Origin of the sequence: Paenibacillus sp. FSL R7-277, assembly GCF_000517965.1 — a bacterium.
GTDB classification, from domain to species: Bacteria; Bacillota; Bacilli; order Paenibacillales; family Paenibacillaceae; genus Paenibacillus_AQ; species Paenibacillus_AQ silagei.
In genome coordinates this window covers 246,498-263,213 of record NZ_ASPX01000008.1, presented here as the reverse complement: position 1 = coordinate 263,213, position 16,716 = coordinate 246,498, and the positions used below count along the sequence as shown (strand labels likewise).

General features: G+C 57.0%; 12 protein-coding genes. 9 read left to right on the top strand and 3 right to left on the bottom strand.

Going from position 1 to position 16,716, the window contains the following annotated elements; all coding sequences use genetic code 11:
* Positions 1 to 667 precede the first annotated feature (667 nt).
* Complete coding sequence (locus C173_RS04005; protein WP_036722637.1) at positions 668 to 1,156, bottom strand: YfbM family protein; 489 nt, start codon at positions 1,154 to 1,156, stop codon at positions 668 to 670.
* Positions 1,157 to 1,198: 42 nt separating this feature from the next.
* Positions 1,199 to 1,384, bottom strand: coding sequence for a hypothetical protein (locus tag C173_RS04000; RefSeq protein WP_036722636.1), 186 nt, complete (start codon positions 1,382 to 1,384; stop codon positions 1,199 to 1,201).
* 209 nt (positions 1,385 to 1,593) lie between these two features.
* Here C173_RS04000 and C173_RS03995 point away from each other — a divergent pair, with 209 nt between their 5' ends.
* The 3 genes from C173_RS03995 to C173_RS34825 all read left to right on the top strand — a co-directional run bounded on the left by C173_RS03995 (position 1,594) and on the right by C173_RS34825 (position 4,106).
* On the top strand, positions 1,594 to 2,637 hold the full coding sequence (locus C173_RS03995; RefSeq protein ID WP_235191755.1) for an FIST signal transduction protein: 1,044 nt from the start codon (positions 1,594 to 1,596) through the stop codon (positions 2,635 to 2,637).
* Positions 2,638 to 2,753: 116 nt separating this feature from the next.
* Positions 2,754 to 3,815, top strand: coding sequence for a methyl-accepting chemotaxis protein (locus tag C173_RS35455; protein ID WP_051477803.1), 1,062 nt, complete (start codon positions 2,754 to 2,756; stop codon positions 3,813 to 3,815).
* A gap of 6 nt (positions 3,816 to 3,821) precedes the next feature.
* On the top strand, positions 3,822 to 4,106 hold the full coding sequence (locus C173_RS34825; protein WP_235191754.1) for a hypothetical protein: 285 nt from the start codon (positions 3,822 to 3,824) through the stop codon (positions 4,104 to 4,106).
* Positions 4,107 to 4,238: 132 nt separating this feature from the next.
* Here C173_RS34825 and C173_RS03985 read toward each other — a convergent pair whose 3' ends face one another.
* Positions 4,239 to 6,227, bottom strand: a complete 1,989-nt coding sequence (locus C173_RS03985) for a beta-galactosidase (RefSeq protein ID WP_036722632.1) — start codon at positions 6,225 to 6,227, stop codon at positions 4,239 to 4,241.
* Between the two features lie 528 nt (positions 6,228 to 6,755).
* On the opposite strand from C173_RS03985, the gene C173_RS03980 reads away from it, so the two are divergent.
* The 6 genes from C173_RS03980 (at position 6,756) to C173_RS03955 (ending at position 16,648) form a co-directional block, all read left to right on the top strand.
* Positions 6,756 to 7,727 (top strand): ABC transporter permease, encoded by a 972-nt coding sequence (locus C173_RS03980; RefSeq protein ID WP_036722630.1) that lies wholly within the window; start codon positions 6,756 to 6,758, stop codon positions 7,725 to 7,727.
* 16 nt (positions 7,728 to 7,743) lie between these two features.
* Positions 7,744 to 8,628: a carbohydrate ABC transporter permease gene (locus C173_RS03975; RefSeq protein WP_036722627.1), complete on the top strand. Its 885-nt coding sequence runs from the start codon at positions 7,744 to 7,746 to the stop codon at positions 8,626 to 8,628.
* A 36-nt stretch (positions 8,629 to 8,664) separates the two neighbouring features.
* Positions 8,665 to 10,272, top strand: coding sequence for an extracellular solute-binding protein (locus C173_RS03970; protein WP_036722703.1), 1,608 nt, complete (start codon positions 8,665 to 8,667; stop codon positions 10,270 to 10,272).
* Between the two features lie 90 nt (positions 10,273 to 10,362).
* A complete protein-coding gene (locus tag C173_RS03965; protein WP_036722624.1) occupies positions 10,363 to 12,729 on the top strand; it encodes an AraC family transcriptional regulator in 2,367 nt (788 codons plus the stop codon).
* 119 nt (positions 12,730 to 12,848) lie between these two features.
* The gene (locus tag C173_RS03960; RefSeq protein WP_200869507.1) at positions 12,849 to 15,956 is read left to right on the top strand and encodes an exo-rhamnogalacturonan lyase family protein; all 3,108 of its coding nucleotides are present in this window, start codon (positions 12,849 to 12,851) and stop codon (positions 15,954 to 15,956) included.
* A complete protein-coding gene (locus C173_RS03955; RefSeq protein WP_200869506.1) occupies positions 15,953 to 16,648 on the top strand; it encodes a DUF1961 family protein in 696 nt (231 codons plus the stop codon). Before C173_RS03960 ends, C173_RS03955 begins: the two co-directional genes overlap by 4 nt.
* Positions 16,649 to 16,716: the final 68 nt, after the last annotated feature.

Sequence of the window (16,716 nt, the reverse complement as noted above, 5' to 3'; positions counted from 1 at the left end):
AGTGGATGCCGTTAAAAAGAAGCTAAAAGAGCTATTCGAAACACGCTACCCCTCTTTGCCCACACCGGAAGAGGCGTAGCAGAGAAATCCAGTTTCTGGGGGTCGAGGTTCCCCCTCCCCCCAGAAACACTACATCCCAACCCGTAACCCGGGGGAGGTACTTCTACTCTTTTACACAAACTTCTTGACGCTACCGGAAGCGTGGCTGCGTCGAGGAAATCAAGTGTATAAATCCCTCTAATCTGCTGGAAGTGGGCTGAATGAGAGAATCAAGTGTATAAATCCCTCTAATCTTGCTGGAAGTGGGCTGAATGAGGAAATCAAGTGTATAAATCCCTCTAATCTTGCTGGAAGTGGGCTGAGTGAGGAAATCAAGTGTATAAATCCCTCTAATAGCTGCCGGGTGGGAAGAGGGAGGCCGATGAGGTGCACAAGTGCACCTGAATTTGGCGCAAGCGGCCGAAATGAGCAAATCAGGTGCATTAGTGCACCCGAATTCGGCACAAACGGCTGAAACGAGCAAATGAGGAGCATAAGTGCCCTTGATTTCGCCGAATGCGGGCTAGACACGGGAATCAGGAGCACAAATGCCCCTGAATTCAGCGCACGCACCTCACTCGCCATAAACCACCTAGTCCAGCGCGCCATCTGACGGGAGAGCCAGGCTTTAAAACAAATAGAAAATAATTCCTTTACCAGCAGCGACAGTCTGGCTGTAGAACCGCTGGATCTCGGTGAAGAACTGGAGCAGATAGGCAAAGAACGCATCCGCGTCATCGTCAGACACTGTATCAGGATCCAGCGGGTAGACCTCCTCCTCGGCCATGGTCCGGAAATCATAACGCAGGCGCAGCTGCGCTTCATCCAGCCGGAAAATAGCGTCAAGCGCTTCGGCCACTTGTCCGGCACGCAGGCAGAATGCCCCGTATGCCCCGAACTCGATGCCCTGGTCGGAGTGCAGCGGGACCACATATCCGAGCGGCGCTGGCCCATCCGATATATCACCGCAGAGCAGGTAGTGAATCGCCTCCCAGGTACGGTCGATATCCAGCCCCGGGTACTTGTCTATGTTCAAGCTCGCCAGCGGGGTGCTGCCTGCGGCAATTTGCTGCACCAGTTCATCTTCCATTGCAAAGTAATATCCGCGTATCGCCATTGTATCAGCCTTCCTTCCGTGGTGGGGATAGAGTAGTTGTACTTAATCCTCAAGCAGCGCAAGCTTGTCTTCGAGTTCAGCAATCTTAAGCCGGATAGCTTCTGCCCGGGGCTCGTCCTGCGCTTTCACCGCGACTGCCAATTCATCGGCAGCTATGCTGATCTGATATTCCAGATACGTGTAGTCGGATGCGGCGGCAGGGTGGGTGGAGCGTTGGGAATAGGTCATATGCCGAGGCCTCTTTTCTGTGATCTGTGATATATTCATGATACAGGGTTTGCAGGAACGGCTCAACCTTGTTACATGGGAACCCGGCACAGGCTGCGACATTGTTCACAGACAATGAACCCGGTTCTGGTTTTACCATGAGTAGTATTGAAAATTATAACTTAATTTTTCAGTAACAGTATGCGGAAGAAAATTCCGCAAAGGAAGGTTTGGTATACATAATGATTGCTGTATCTTTTAACACCTTGGACGAGGCCAGGCACCATCTGGAGGAGCTGGATGTGAACCGTGGGCTGGTGCTGTTCGCTGCGGCTGCGGCTGTCCGGGAATTATCCCGTCATGCGCCTTCGCGGGCAGTATTGTGCTCAACCAAGGGGGAATATACTCCGCAGGGCTACCGCAGCGGTGTAATTACTGGTTTTGAATACGAAGCCGGTATAGCAGATATTGTGGGCATTCTGCACCCTCCCGTGCTTAGCGCAAGTACGCTGGAGATTGCTTACCGCAAGGTCCGGGGCAATCCGAATGCTTTTCTGATGCTGCTCTGTGACGGCACAGGCGGGATGGAAGAGATGCTGCTCTCCTCGCTGTATTTTATGGACCCCCAATTCAAGGTGATTGGCGGCAGTGCAGCTGACGATGAGCGCGGCGAGACTTACCTCTATATAGGAACCCGCCGGGTGCGGAACCTGGGGATTTATTTCAATATGCCTGACCGCACCGCCCTGATCAAAGAGAATATATATGTCCCCGCCGGAAAGACGCTGCTGGTGACAGAAGCCGATGTGTTCGGCAGATGGGTGTATTCCTTCAACGGGCGGCCTGCGGCCGGGGAATACGCGCGTGTCCTGGGCGTGCCGGAGAAGGAGCTGGCAGAGCATTTTCTGAGCAGCCCGCTGGGCAAAAGATACGAGGATGATCTGATCATAGCCTCCCCGAAGGCGGTTCATCCGGATGGCTCTGTCACATTTTACAGTCAGATTATGTCTAGTACTTATGTGGAGCTGCTGAGTTCAGCCGATCCGCTGGCAGTGCTGGAGGAGACGCTGGGCGGCAGTCCGTTCAAGCCTTCGTTTGTCCTCAATATTAACTGTACACTGCGGGACCAGCTGTTTACTCGGGACGGTCTTTGGGGAGCTTTTGACGAGAGGATGCTTGGGTTCTGCGGCAACACTACAGGCTTCATCAGCTATGGAGAGCAATATTATACTAAGCATGCCAATCAGACTATGATTCTGCTGCTGGTTGAATAAGGGAGAGTTGAAATCGGATGGAGTGGTTAAGCAAACTGCGCACAGCTTGGGGGAGAACCCCCTCTGCTGAAGGCGTTCAAAGTCACAGTAATACAAGCGGGTTAGCGGAGAGAGCCATGGCAGAGCGTGTGATCGCAGCTAAGGATACGGTTGCATTAACAGAAACGGTTATAGCAGAGGGAAAAGCCGCAGTAGAGGAAGCAGGCACTAACGCACATGTACCTCACAGCGGTAACGATAGCGTAGAACCGTCTGCACATGCTTCAGGCACGGTGTCTTATGGGGAACATGCATATGCCCTGGCGGAGCAGATCCGCCTTGAGACTGGAGCTATCCTGAAGGAAGAGGCCCAACTGGTGGAGGACTTCGAGGCCTTGCGGGCAGGCGGCGGGGAGATGATCGGCCAAATCGCCGGGACTCAGCAGCTCCTGGAGCATTTGAAGACCAACAACGGACAGACTGAAGATCTGATTAATGAAATGTATGGCAGCTTGTCCTACTCATCCAACAAAATCGAATTTGCCAAGGAAGCCAATATCCAGATCTCTGCGGAAATGCAGAAGGCCTCGGAGGTATTTACTGAGTTCGTTGCTTTGAATGAGGATCTGCGGGAGCATTTCCACAGCATTGAGCAGCTGGCCAAGATCATCACGGATATTGCCGAGCAGACGAATCTGCTCTCGCTGAATGCAGCGATTGAGGCGGCGCGGGCTGGTGAGCATGGACGCGGCTTCGCCGTTGTCTCCACGGAGATCCGCAAGCTTGCTGACAGCACCCGCAGCCATGTGAAGGAGATTATGGGTTCACTCTCAGGAATGACCCGCGTCATGGAGCAGATCCACAGCAAGTCCGGGGATGGAATGCTCGCGATGAACGAGACCACGGCGAAGATCGGTGAGTCCACCGTATATATGAATGAAATCGTAGTTGCGGAGGAGCAGGTCTTCGAGCATCTGGAGGCAATCCAGGAGTCCCAGGAGAGCAGCATGGAGGATGTGGAGCAGATCAATAGCGACCTGCTGAGTATTCTGGAGAAATCGGGCCAGGACACAGACCAGTTCCGTAAGCTGGTTCTTACCGTCCAGAAGAAGGCCGACCATTACCAGCAGCTGTTGAATCATCTGCATCAGATCGGGCTGCTCCAGCAGGCGGAAGAAGCAGAGAAGACTAACGTATAAGCAGATATGGTAAAAGGAAAAACACCCGGCGGCGGGAGTGAAGCTGCCGGGTGTTTTTGTGTTGTGCCCGGCATGGGCACAGGTAACACTCCTCTTGCTGGTGAAACACCGCTAAGGGGGAGGGGCCCAGCCAGCGTAAGCTTCACGCGCCGTATGACTAGACAACTCGCGTATGATGCGGGAGGGAAAGAGTTGGATAAACTCCACCTGCTGACCGGCAACGGTCCTATGCCAGGACAGCAATTGGATAAACAGCACTTAAATGAACCCGTTTCCCCCATACTGGCCTAAACGACCATAATTAGTTGTTGTTTATCCACTTGCTTCCGGAAATTCCTTGGAAACCAGCATAGCAAGCTGCGTTTTTCCACTTGTTTGCTGGGAGGCAGCGTTCTCCGCCATCGGCAGGAGGATATTCCACTACTACAGCGAGATCAGCCTGTATTCATAAGCGCCAATGGGCAGCGGACCGGCGGGCACAGGAGTGCCGGTCAACACATCCTGCCCGCTGCGCGGCAGGGTGACGCTGCCGCCAAGGCCGTCCATGTTGACGAGCGTCCACAGCTCCCCGGCAGCGCCGCTTCTCGGGCAGAGAATGGTGCCCGGCGTGACATCACTGCGCCGGGTGACTCCGGCCCGGGCGGCATAATGCTCAATCAGCGCGCATAGCTGCTTGTCGCCCTCGCTGCCCGAGGGCAGGGAGCCGAGCATGACGATGGCTCCCCGGCCATAGGGCTGCTCGGTCAGGTAGGCCAGGTCCGGCGTCCGGCCTTCCGTGATCATGCCGATCACGGTGGCTCCGCCCGGCAGCGGCTCGAAGACGGCGCTCCATAGCGACAGCGGTGCGGAGCATCCGAAGGCCTCCCCGCTGCTGCCCGTCCCCTCCATCGGGTAGACGAAGGTAGTCTTCACTCCGGCGCAGCGCTCCAGTTCCCCCAGCGCAGCATCTGTATGCAGGGTATGCTCGGCGGTGCGCCCTCCGCTAAGCGGGCCACAGATCCAGATGCCGCCAGCCGCGGTGAAGGTGAGCGCCTTCTCCATGTATTCCGGCGACAGATAATGGACAAAAGGCGTGAACAGCAGCTTATAGCCGCTTAAATCGCCGCCTTCCGCCAGCAGGTCACGGTGAATCCCCAGATCGAGAATCCGTCTGTAAAAGTCCCCCAGCAGGGAACGGTAGTTCAGCTGCCGGTGCGGCTCCGTGGCCAGGAACGCCTTGGCCCGGTCCGAATAAGTAATCGCCACCTCGGCCTGCACCGGCCGGGTATTCAGCATGTGCGGTTCGATCTGCAGCCTGGCGGCGGAAGCCGCGCGCACATTGTCATACCCGAGCGCAGGCTGGCCCCAGGCGCTGATAATCGAGCTGTGCGTCTGCTCGCTGCCCGTGCGCTGCTGCCGCCACAGCCAATAGCAGAAGGCGCCTGCCCCCAGCGCGTAGGCGGCCACGGCTTCAGCGGTGAGATAGACGTCCGGGTGCGGCTCGCCGTAGCTTGTGAGCGAGGCGGCATAGGACGGGCCGGTCTCCATCAGCCAGAAATCCCGCCCGGGCTTGAACCCGCGCCACAGATCACAGTTCAGCAGATAGGCGTGCCTGTTGGCTTGGGAAGCGTAGGTGTCGAACGAAGCGAAATCAAGCTCCCGGAACAGCTGCTCATTGTCCAGATGAAAAGGGACATTGCTGTTGTGCGTGATCGGAGCCGCCGAATAGCGGCGGATGATAGCTGCCTGTTCCCCCGCGAACTCCGTGACCTTCTCCATCTGAAACAGCCGGTATTGGGTGACGAGCGATGAATTGTGCAGAAAAGGCGTAGCCACCGGCAACGGCACCTGATCGAACCGCTGGTAGGTGTGGCTCCACACGCCGGTTCCCCACGCTACATTCAGCTCGCCGATGCTACCGTAACGGTGCTCCAGCCACTCATGCCACAGGGAGCGGCAGGACGCGCACATGCATTCCGCCACATGCGCCTTCAGCTCATTGTCGAGCTGCCAGGCGACTAGGCCAGGGAGCTGCCCCAGCACACGGGCCAGCTCTTCCGTAATTACCGCAGCCCGCTGGCGGAAATAAGGGTTATTCGTGCAGACATGCTGCCTGGACCCGTGACTCATTAGCGCCCCGTCTGCCCGGACGAACAGGCGCTCCGGGTGCCCGTGAGTGAGCCAGATTGGCGGGGTCGCGGTGGGCGTACACATAACCGTGTCGATGCCATGGGCATGGAGCTGCCGGATATGCTCAGCGAACGGCCGGACATCGATGGAGTCTTCCTCCGGCTCCAGCAGCGACCAGATGAATTCGCCCATGCGTACCAGATTAATCCCGGTCTCCTGCATGAGCTGAAGATCCTGCTGCCGCTCAGCTTCTCCCCACAGCTCGGGGTACCATGCGGCGCCGTAATATAGCTTTTGCTGCATTCTTTTGACCTCCCGTAAGCCCATACGGGCTCTGTATAATTTTATGATTTTATCTTTTTACCCCCAGTCCCCAAGCTATATAGTTTGAACTTGAAAACATAAATTTTGGGAGGAGTGGCGGAAGGGAATTTTGGAGCTGGAGGAGCGGTAGCGTCCGCCTGAAAGCTTTCCGCAGGAAAGCTCGCATCGTAAGCATCAGCTGGCTGCGGATTTCAACCGTTAAAAACGGTATATATCAAGAAATCTGCAGACAACAGCGGCCGGAAGCCCAAAACTTCTCTGGAGTCACGACTCTCCCAAAAATGTAATTATCATTTCAATCTATATAGTGTCCGCCCCCCACATGCAATAGTAAAGTTTTGCCGGTTTTGGACTTTATTGCGGAAGCGGCGCAGAAGGCGTTCAAAGCGCTGTCCAAAAAGTCCGATTGCCGGAAAAATACCCGCCAACCATAATAGAAAGCGCAGCCACGGCAATGTAGTGAAGTGTAGTAGCGGAGGCTGCTTATCCATACGGAGGTGAATGTCAATGAAGCAAGGAGCGGCAATGGGGGCAGCAGAGATCAGCACGGGCACAAGCTTCCGCCGCAGCAGGCGCGAGCAGCGCTTCAGACGTCTGAAGCGGGACAAATGGCTTTACATTCTGCTCAGCCCCGGACTCCTGTATTTCCTGCTGTTCAAATATGTGCCGATGTGGGGAGTGCTGCTCGCCTTTAAGGATTATCAGCCTTTTCTGGGCTTTTGGAAGAGCGGCTGGGTCGGCCTGGAGCATTTCCGCACGTTTTTTCAGAACCCTGATTTCTTCATGCTGCTGCGCAATACGCTGGTGCTGTCGCTGTATAATCTGGTGTTCTTTTTCCCGGCACCGATTATTCTGGCGCTGCTGCTCAATGAGATCCGGCTCTCCTTCTATAAAAGGACGATTCAGACGCTGATCTACGTGCCCCATTTCATCTCGATGGTCATCGTCGCCAGTATCTCCTACGTGTTCCTTACGACACAGGGTGGTGCGGTCAATGAATTCCTGTTCACGGTTACCGGGCGCAAAATTGATTTCCTCGCTAATCCCGATTGGTTCCGCCCGATGATTATTCTGCAGACCATCTGGAAGGAATGCGGCTGGGGGACGATTATTTTCCTCGCTGCTCTGGCCGGTGTCGATGTGGAGCAATATGAAGCAGCCGTGGTGGACGGGGCCAGCCGCTGGCGCCAGACCTGGCATATTACACTGCCCGCGATCCGCAGCACGATTGTTATTCTGCTGATTCTGCGGATGGGTACGATTCTGGATAACGGCTTCGAGCAGATCTATCTGATGATGAATGCGCTGAACCGTGAGGTGGCCGAGGTCTTCGATACCTATGTGTATGCGCTGGGGATTACCCAGGGAGCGTTCAGCTACAGCACCGCCATCGGCTTGTTCAAATCGGTCATCGGGGTCGTGCTGGTGCTCGGCACCAACTGGCTCGCCAAGAAGTCGGGCGAATCCGGATTATATTGAAAAGGAGGCATTATGTGTGGCTAAACGTTACCGCAGCGCCGGAGAGATCACCTTTGACGTCTTTAATTACGTGGTGCTGGGCATCATCGGGATCGCAGCCATCCTGCCGTTCCTGTTTGTAGTCGCTGGTTCCTTCGCCACCGAGGCGGAAATTACGAAGCGCGCTGTCTTTTTGATTCCGACGACGATCTCGCTGGACGCCTACCGGTTTATTTTCTCCACAGATACCATTGTCCGGAGCATCGGGGTGTCGCTGTACGTGACAGTGATCGGGACGGCAGTCAATTTGTTCTTCACGGTTACCATGGCGTATCCGATGGCGAAGCGGTACCTGATGGGCCGCAATCTGATCCTCAATCTGGTCATCTTCACCATGCTGTTCGGGGGCGGGATGATTCCCACCTATCTGGTGATCCGCGAGCTGCATCTGCTCGATACGCTGAATGCCTTGATTCTTCCGGGGGCGATCAGCGCCTTCAATCTGATTATTGTGAAGAACTTCTTCCAGGAGCTTCCGGCCGAGATGGAGGAGGCGGCACGCATCGACGGCTGTACGGAGCTGGGGCTGCTGTGGAGGATTGTGCTCCCGCTGTCGAAGCCGGTGCTGGCGACGTTCACCCTCTTTTATGCGGTCGGACACTGGAATAACTTCTTCTCGGCGCTGCTCTATATTAATGATCCATCCAAGTGGCCGCTCCAGGTGATGCTGCGTCAGATCGTCATGCTGTCCCAGTCGGCAGCGGGGGATCTCAGCTCCATGGACCCGAATTTCGTGCAGCCGCCGGAGCAGTCGATCAAAATGGCCGTAATCGTGGTCGGCACCCTGCCGATTATGTGCGTGTATCCGTTTCTGCAGAAGCATTTTGCCAAAGGGGTGATGCTGGGTTCAGTCAAAGGGTAACCGGTTAGTCAACATATAAAGGGAGGCCAAGTGATGATGAAGATGAAGCGGAGCCAAGGTTCACGGTCTGTGAAAAAAGGGTTGTTCATGCTGCTGGCTATGATTATGATTCTAAGTGTATTGTCCGGCTGCGGCGGGAATGGGGAGAATACGGGAGCAGGACAGAAGGAGACTGCCGGGGATAGCGGGAAGGCGGACGGCACCGCCAAGGCTGAGGAGCCGCTTGCGCTGACATTGATGCTGCCGATTTTCAAAACCAATTATCCGAAGGACGGCAGTCCGGTCGCCGCCAAGCTGGAGGAGCTGACGAACACCAAAATTCATTTCGAATGGGTGCCGAATGCATCCTATGCCGACAAATTTAACATTACGCTCGCTTCCGGCAAGCTGCCTGATATTATGTATGTAGGTGACGTGAAAGCGTCCAGCTTCGTCAATGCGGCCAGATCCGGCGCTTTCTGGGAGGTGGGTCCGTATCTCAAGGATTATCCGAATCTCAGCGGGGCGAAGGAGGTTATTCTGAATAACTCGGCCATCGACGGCAAGAATTACGGAATCTACAGAGGGCGGGCGCTGGGACGCAACGGTGTGGTGTTCCGCAAGGACTGGATGGAGAAGCTGGGGCTGGAGACCCCGAAGACCGTGGACGATTTCTATAATATGCTAAAAGCATTCAAAGAGCAGGACCCGGACGGCAACGGCCAGGCGGATACGTATGGCATGGTGCTGGTCAAGTGGACCGGCCAGTGGGCCAGCGGCTTCGATACGATGAAGCTGTGGTTCGGAGCACCGAACAAGTGGGGTGTGCAGGAAGGGAAGCTTGTGCCTGAGCATGAATACCCCGGTTATTTGGAAGCGCTTAAATTCATGAAAAAGCTTTACGACGAGCAGTTGATCAACGCCGACTTCGCGGTGATGGACAGCTCTAAATGGAATGATCCGGTCGTCAACAACAAGGCCGGCGTCATTGTCGATGTGGTCGATAACGCAGCCCGGCTGGATGACAAGATTCATGCGGCCCTTCTAAAAGAAGGCAAGGACGAGCCGGAACGCCATTATATGGATGTTATCGGCGGTGTGAATGGAGCGGACGGCGCGCTGCATACGCTTCCGACCTCAGGCTTCTCCGGCATGCTGGCGATTCCGAAGTCCTCGGTCAAAACCGAGGAGGAGCTGAAGCAGGTGCTGGCCTTCCTGGACCGGCTGAATGATGAGGATCTGCAGACGATGCTGAATTACGGTCTTGAAGGGGTGCATTACAAGCTGGTGGACGGATATATCGAACGCTCCAGTGATACCGTTCTGCTGGAATCGGAAGTGGAAGGCCTGAACCAGATGCTGCCGTTTATCCCTGAGGACAAGGCGAAGCAGGTGAAGCAGACGCCGCTGCGGCTGAAGCAGACCGAGGTGCAGAAGACGAATGAAGCGACGATTGTGACCAATCCGGCGGAGGCGTTGATCTCGGCAGTCTATACGCAAAAAGGCTCGCAGCTGGATAACGTAATCAACGATGCGCGTATCAAATTCATTGTCGGCCAGATGGATGAGGCCGGGTTGAAGTCCGCTTTTGAGGTATGGCGGAAGACTGGCGGGGATGAGCTTGTGAAGGAAATGAATGAATTGTACGCCTCAGGCGGCAAGTAAAGTCCGGTCCTGCTTCAGTCTCCGGCCGGTCTGTCCCCGCTGCGGCTGCATGGCTGCAACTCTAAACTAAGGATTCGGCTGGTGAAACGAATGGAGAATGAAGAGGCAGGAGCACGGAACAGGTATACCGGAGGCCGGGCGGGACGCAAAGGCCGTTATTACCGCCATAATCTCATTATTGTGCTGATCGTCTCGTCCATTCCCGGGCTGATCATCGGGCTGCTGGTCTATTTTATGGCCGGGGGGAGTCTTGAGAAGGAGCTGCTGCGGATGCATAACCGGCAGATTGAGCAGCGGGCGGACAACATTAATGATCAATTGTCCAATCTGGAGCTGATGCTGGCCCATTGGGCGTTCGATCCGAAGTTCGATTACGGACTGAGCAACATGGATTTCACCCGGAATCATGAACGGGCCTGGGATATTACGAAGACGCTGGTAGTCATGCAGGGTTCCAATTCCATGGTGCGGCAGGTTGAACTGTATTTGGCCGGTAATCAGCCGGTACGCTTCGGAACGGAGTACGGGACGTTGTCTGCGGAGGAGGAAGTGCTGTACGGGAAGCTGCTGAAGCAGGAGCGGAGCACGTACTGGACGGAATGGGCTTTTGATCCGGTGAACCCGGAGCAGAAGGAGCTGACGCTGGTGCACCATATCCCCGGCGGCAGCCGGGAGCCCTTCGGGGCGCTGCTGCTGCGGATGGATACAGAGAAGGTATCCGCGATGCTGCGGACCATGACCCCGTACAACACGGGGGAGGTGTTCATGGAGCAGAAATCCGGCGGACTGTTCATCTCGGGGGGCGGGATGGATGCGCCCACGCCGCTGGTTACGGCGCTGCGGACGGCGATTACAGCCAAAGGCAGCCAGGATAGCGGATCCTTTTTGTATGACTGGAATGGGGTTACTTATGCGGTGACCTATGGTGATTTCTCGCGGATTGCCAGTGAATGGCGGTATGTGTCGGCTTCTCCGATCTCCAGCGTAACCTCTCCAGTGGTCTGGCTGTCCCGGATGATTATCCTGGTCAGCTTGTGCGCCTTGCTGCTGGCGGCGGTCCTGTCCTGGATTGCTTCCCGCAGAATCTATTCGCCGGTCCGCCGCCTGCTTCAGACGCTGCTCCCTGAGCATGCGGCCTCCGGGGACCGGGTGGATGAGCTGACGCTGATCGAGCGGCACTGGCAGAACCTGCACGGACAGCAGCATGCTCTCCAGTACACGCTCTCGGAGCAGCTTCCGCATGTGCAGCAGAGCTTCCTGCACCAGCTGTTCCAGGGGTATCTGTATGCCTATTCCGAACAGGATCTCCTGAGCCGGATGAAGCAGTATAAGTGGGAAGTGGAGAACTGTACGTTCGTGGTGCTGTATATCCAATTGACCGGAATCTCCAGCCTGGAGGCCAAGTTCCGCAGCGGCGACGAGAGTCTGGTATCGTTCGCGGCCGTCAATATTACCTTGGAGCTTGCCCGTGAGCATTTCGGCCGGGCGGAGACGGTCAATCTGCATGACCTCACCTCCGGTATGCTGCTGATGGAACCGGGAAGCGGCCCTGATCCGGCCCGCGTGGGCGCCTTCGGTGAAGAGCTGGCGGCTACCTTGAGCCGGATGCTTAAGCTTCAGGCCACGGTGGCGTACAGTGCAAGGATCGGGAGCATCTCCGCGATTCCGCGGGCGTTCGAGGCGGCGAAGCAGGCGGCCAGCCACAGCAGGTACGGAGGCGGGAACCAGATCATCAGCCTGGAGCAGCTGGAGCGGGAGGGGCAGGGCGCCCCATTGCCGCAGTATTCCTTCGCGCTGGAGCGCGGGCTGATTCAGGCGCTGCGGACCGGTGAAGCAGAGGAGGCGGACCGGCTGCTGGAGGAATTCCTGGAGACGCTCTCCGCAGGCGGCGCGAAGGTGATCGACGTACAGCAGGGCATGCTGCATCTGCTCGGCGCGATCCTTCATGCGGTGCTGGAGGCCGGGATGGCCCAGAGCCAGTTATTCGGCGGCAGGAATCTGTATGCCAGTCTCTCGCAGATTCATGAGCCAGGGCTGATTCTCTCCTGGTTCCGCACGCAGGTGACTGCCCCCTTCCTGAAGGAGCTGTGTGAACGGTCGGACGCCGGGATCAGACGGACGATCGACCAGGCGATGCTGTACATTCAGCAGCATTATATGGACAATATCTCGCTGGACAGCTGTGCGGATTATACAGGCACCAGCCCTTTTCTGCTCAGCAAGTCGTTCAAGCGGGTCACCGGGCAGAACTTCATCGATTATGTAACGGAACTGCGGCTCACCAAGGCGAAGGAGCTGCTGCGGGACACCGATCTGAAGATGAACGATGTCGCCTTGCAGGTCGGCTATCAGCAGAGCTATTTCAACCGGATTTTCAAAAAACAGGAGGACATCACGCCGACACGTTACCGTGAGCTGAGCCGGCAGGAGGGGGAGAAGGAGAACGGGACCCGGTAATCAGGGACCGGCTCCAGAATGACTGCGGCTCACTTCCTGTGATCCCGGCGTCCACAAGCCTCCTGCTCCGGGAACGGTTCATTCGTCCGGGTGATGTCCCATCTAGGAGATGACAGAAGATGACCTCTTTATCCTCAGCCCTGCCAGTCCAGTTACGGTGGCTGAATCCGCCTGCTGCGGCTGCGGGGGTGACCTGGGGTGTTCCCTGGTCTAAGGGAGATCTGAAGCGCGGAGAATTGGCCGCGCTATGTCTTAGCGGAGCAGACGATGGCTCCTGTCTGCCGCTGCAGAGCCGCCCGGCCGCGTATTGGCCGGACGGCAGCATCAAATGGTCTTTGCATTCTGCCGTATGCCCTGAAGGGAGTACGGCAGGATATAGGCTGGAACGCTCTGCCGGGCAGAATGCTGTGCCCGCAGTCTTCGGGGTGTCCGTGGCAGAGACGGAGGAGGCTTATATCGTCGATACCGGCAGCATTCGTTGCACCGTGGTCAAGCATGGCCCGGGTGTGATCTCGCGGATCATGCGCCGGGACACGGCAGAATCCGGTGGACCGGATAGCGATTGTGGATATTCTGGAGCTTCGGAGGCGGGGTTGGGATTAGGCTCGGGTAAGAGTGCGGGCTTGAGTGTGGGTACGGTGGCTGGTGAGCGTACAGGCGCTGATGTGAGTGCATGTGCTGATGCGGCTATAAGTGCAGCTACAGATGCAGGTGCAGACTCAGGCGGTGCAGCTATAGGTGCGGCGAAGCAACCCTGCCCGGCAGAGCAGCTGGTGTGCAGCGGAAGCGAGCTGGTCTGTCTCCGCGAGCAGCGGGACATCCTCAGCGGGGAGCAGACGCTGCGGCAGGAGCGGTTCACCGGAGTGACGCTGAAGGCCAGTCTGGAGGAGCGCGGACCGCTGCGTGCCGTGATCCGGCTGGACGGGCGGCATAGAAGCACAAGGGGAGCCAGGGAATGGCTTCCTTATACTTTGCGGCTCTATTTCTATGCCGGGCTTGCGTCCATCCGGCTGGTGCATACCTTCCATTATGACGGCAACCCGCAGCAGGATTTCATCAAGGGGCTGGGCCTGCTGTTCAAGGTGCCGCTCAGCGGTCCGCTGTACAACCGTCATGTCCGGCTGGCGGGCAGCGGGGGAATCTTCAGCGAATCGCCAAAGACGCTCCAGACCCGCAGAACCCGGGGCAAATATGCCGGGATGTTCGCCGGGCAGCTCGAAGGGCAGAGCCAGCACTTCGATCCCGTGGAGGATGCCTATTTCACCAGCCTGCTTCAGGATTCTGCCGTATGGGATGACTTCCGGCTAGTGCAGTCTTCCTCCGAGCATTATGCCGTCCATAAGCGGACGGGGCCGGAATGCACCTGGATTAAGGGCGCTGAAGGCCGGAGGGCCGGAGGACTGGGCTATATCGGCTGTGACGGCGGAGGTCTGGCTGCCGGAGTGAAGGATTTCTGGCAGAAGCATCCGTCCGGGCTGGAGATCAGCGGCACCTCCGGCGCGGAAGCGGCGTTAACCGTCTGGTTCTGGACGCCGGAAGCTCCGGCAATGGACCTGCGGCACTATGATACGAAGACGCATGTCGAGTCCTCCTATGAAGGTGCAGAGGAGCTGAGGGCAACCCCTTACGGCATCGCCAATACAAATGAGCTGACCTTGTGGTGTACCTTGCGGACGCCGGATTCCGGGCAGCTTCGGGGGATGCAGCAGCAGGTTAATGAACCGCCGCTGCTGGTCTGTGAACCCGAATATTATCACCTCAGCCGGGCGTTTGGACTGTGGAGCCTGCCGGACCGGAGCACCCCGGCCAAGGCGTACCTGGAGGAACTGCTGAACGGGATCATCCGTTTTTACCAGAAGGAGATTGAACAGCGAAAGTGGTACGGCCTGTGGGATTACGGCGACTTCATGCACAGCTATGATCCGGTCCGCCATGTCTGGAATTATGATCTGGGCGGCTGTGCATGGCAGAATGCCGAGCTGGTGCCGAATATGTGGCTGTGGGTGAGCTTCCTGCGGACCGGACGCGCGGATATTTACCGCATGGCCGAAGCAATGACCCGGCATACCAGCGAGGTGGATATGTATCATTTCGGAGAATATGCGGGCCTTGGCTCCCGGCATAATGTCGTGCACTGGGGCTGCGGCTGCAAGGAGGCGCGGATTGCCATGGCCGGACTGCACCGCTACTACTATTATCTGACCGGCGATGAGCGGACCGGCGACATCATGGACAGTGTGAAGGATGCGGATTATTCTACGGTGACGCTGGACCCGATGCGGGCTTATTTTCCGAAGGACGAATTCAAGACGCATGTGCGGGTGGGGCCGGACTGGGCCGCGTTCAGCTCCAACTGGATGACCCGCTGGGAACGTTATGAGGATACCTTTTACCGTGACAAAATCCTGACTGGCATCGATTGCATCAAAGCGGCCAATCTGCGGCTGATCTCCGGCCCAACCTATGGATACGACCCCGCAACGGGTATTCTCATCCCAATGGGCGATGACAACTGGGGACGGCATCTGGCGATCTGCATGGGTGGTCCGCAGGTGTGGTTCGAGCTGGCGATGATGCTGGAGGACCCGGAGTGGGAGGACATGCTGGCGGAGTTCGGCGTCTTCTATAACTTGTCCGAGGAAGAGCAGCTGCTTAGATCCGGGGGTGCAATTACAGGCAAACAGCGCTTCGAGCATTCGGTATTGAGTGTGGCTATTGCCGCCTACGGCGCATGGGTCAAGGATGACCGGGTGACGGCGGAGCGTTGCTGGAGCATATTGTTTGAGAATCCGTTCGGGAAGCTCCGGCTGGAGGAGGAGCTGAAGCGGGTTACGTATACGGAAGCGCTGGATGAAGTGGATTGGATGAATACGAATGAAGCCTCGCAGTGGTCGCTGAATACGATCATTGCACTGGAGCTGATTGCCGAAGCTCTGCCTGCGCGGGAAGAAGGTTCCGAAGGAGAAGCCGGAGCCGCTGGAGCTGGAGCTAGTGCAAGAACTGGTGCGGAAACTGAAGCTAGTGCTGGTGAAGAAGGCTATGCGGAAGCTGGAGCCGCTGCAGAAGCTGCAGAAGCTGATACAAAAGCGGGTGCAGAAGCTGGCGCAGAAGCTGGCGCAGGAACTGGTGATAAAGCGGGTGCAAGAACTGATCCCGTAGCTGGGGGTAGCACACAGGCAGGAGCTATTGACGGTGCAGGTCGCGAGAAGGGAGCGGATGTCCGATGACGGTGCAGCAGAACTTAGCAATGATTCCGGAAGGCTGGCACAAGATCTACCGCAATACCCTGGAAGGACCCGCACAGGTGGAAGGCTTCCGTATGGAAGGCGACGGAGCAGTTTCGTTTCCGCAGGGACGGCTGCGGCTGGAGAGCACCCGGAGTGCAGAGGAAGGGCAGAAGGCGAATGTGGTCTTTTGGTGCCCGGAGATATTCCCCGCCGAGGTTGCCGTATCCTGGAGGTTCCGCCCGCTGCGCGAGCCGGGGCTGGCCATTCTGTTCTTCGCGGCTGCCGGTGCCGGGGGCAAGGATCTGTTCGACCCGTCCCTGCCGGTCCGCACGGGCGAATATGACCAGTACCATCATGGGGAGATGGATGCCTATCATATCTCTTATTTTCGCCGGATGTGGGAGGAGGAGCGGGCTTTTCATACCTGCAATCTGCGCAAAAGCTACGGCTTCCACCTTGTCGCCCAAGGAGCCGATCCGCTCCCGGATACCTCCGATATGACTGAGGCCTACCGGATGCTGATGGTGAAGCGGGGGACTGCTGTAACTTTCACAATTAATGAATTGCCGGTGCTGCACTGGGTGGATGACGGCTCGTCCTTCGGTCCGCTGCTCGGCGCAGGCCGACTAGGCTTCCGCCAGATGGCCCCGCTGATTGCGGAATATAGCGATCTGATTGTCTATGCTCCGTGAGGATCGCTGGCTGGGCGGATGAACATATGCGTCCCTCTTAGGGACGGACGATTTTATTCGAAGGAGGC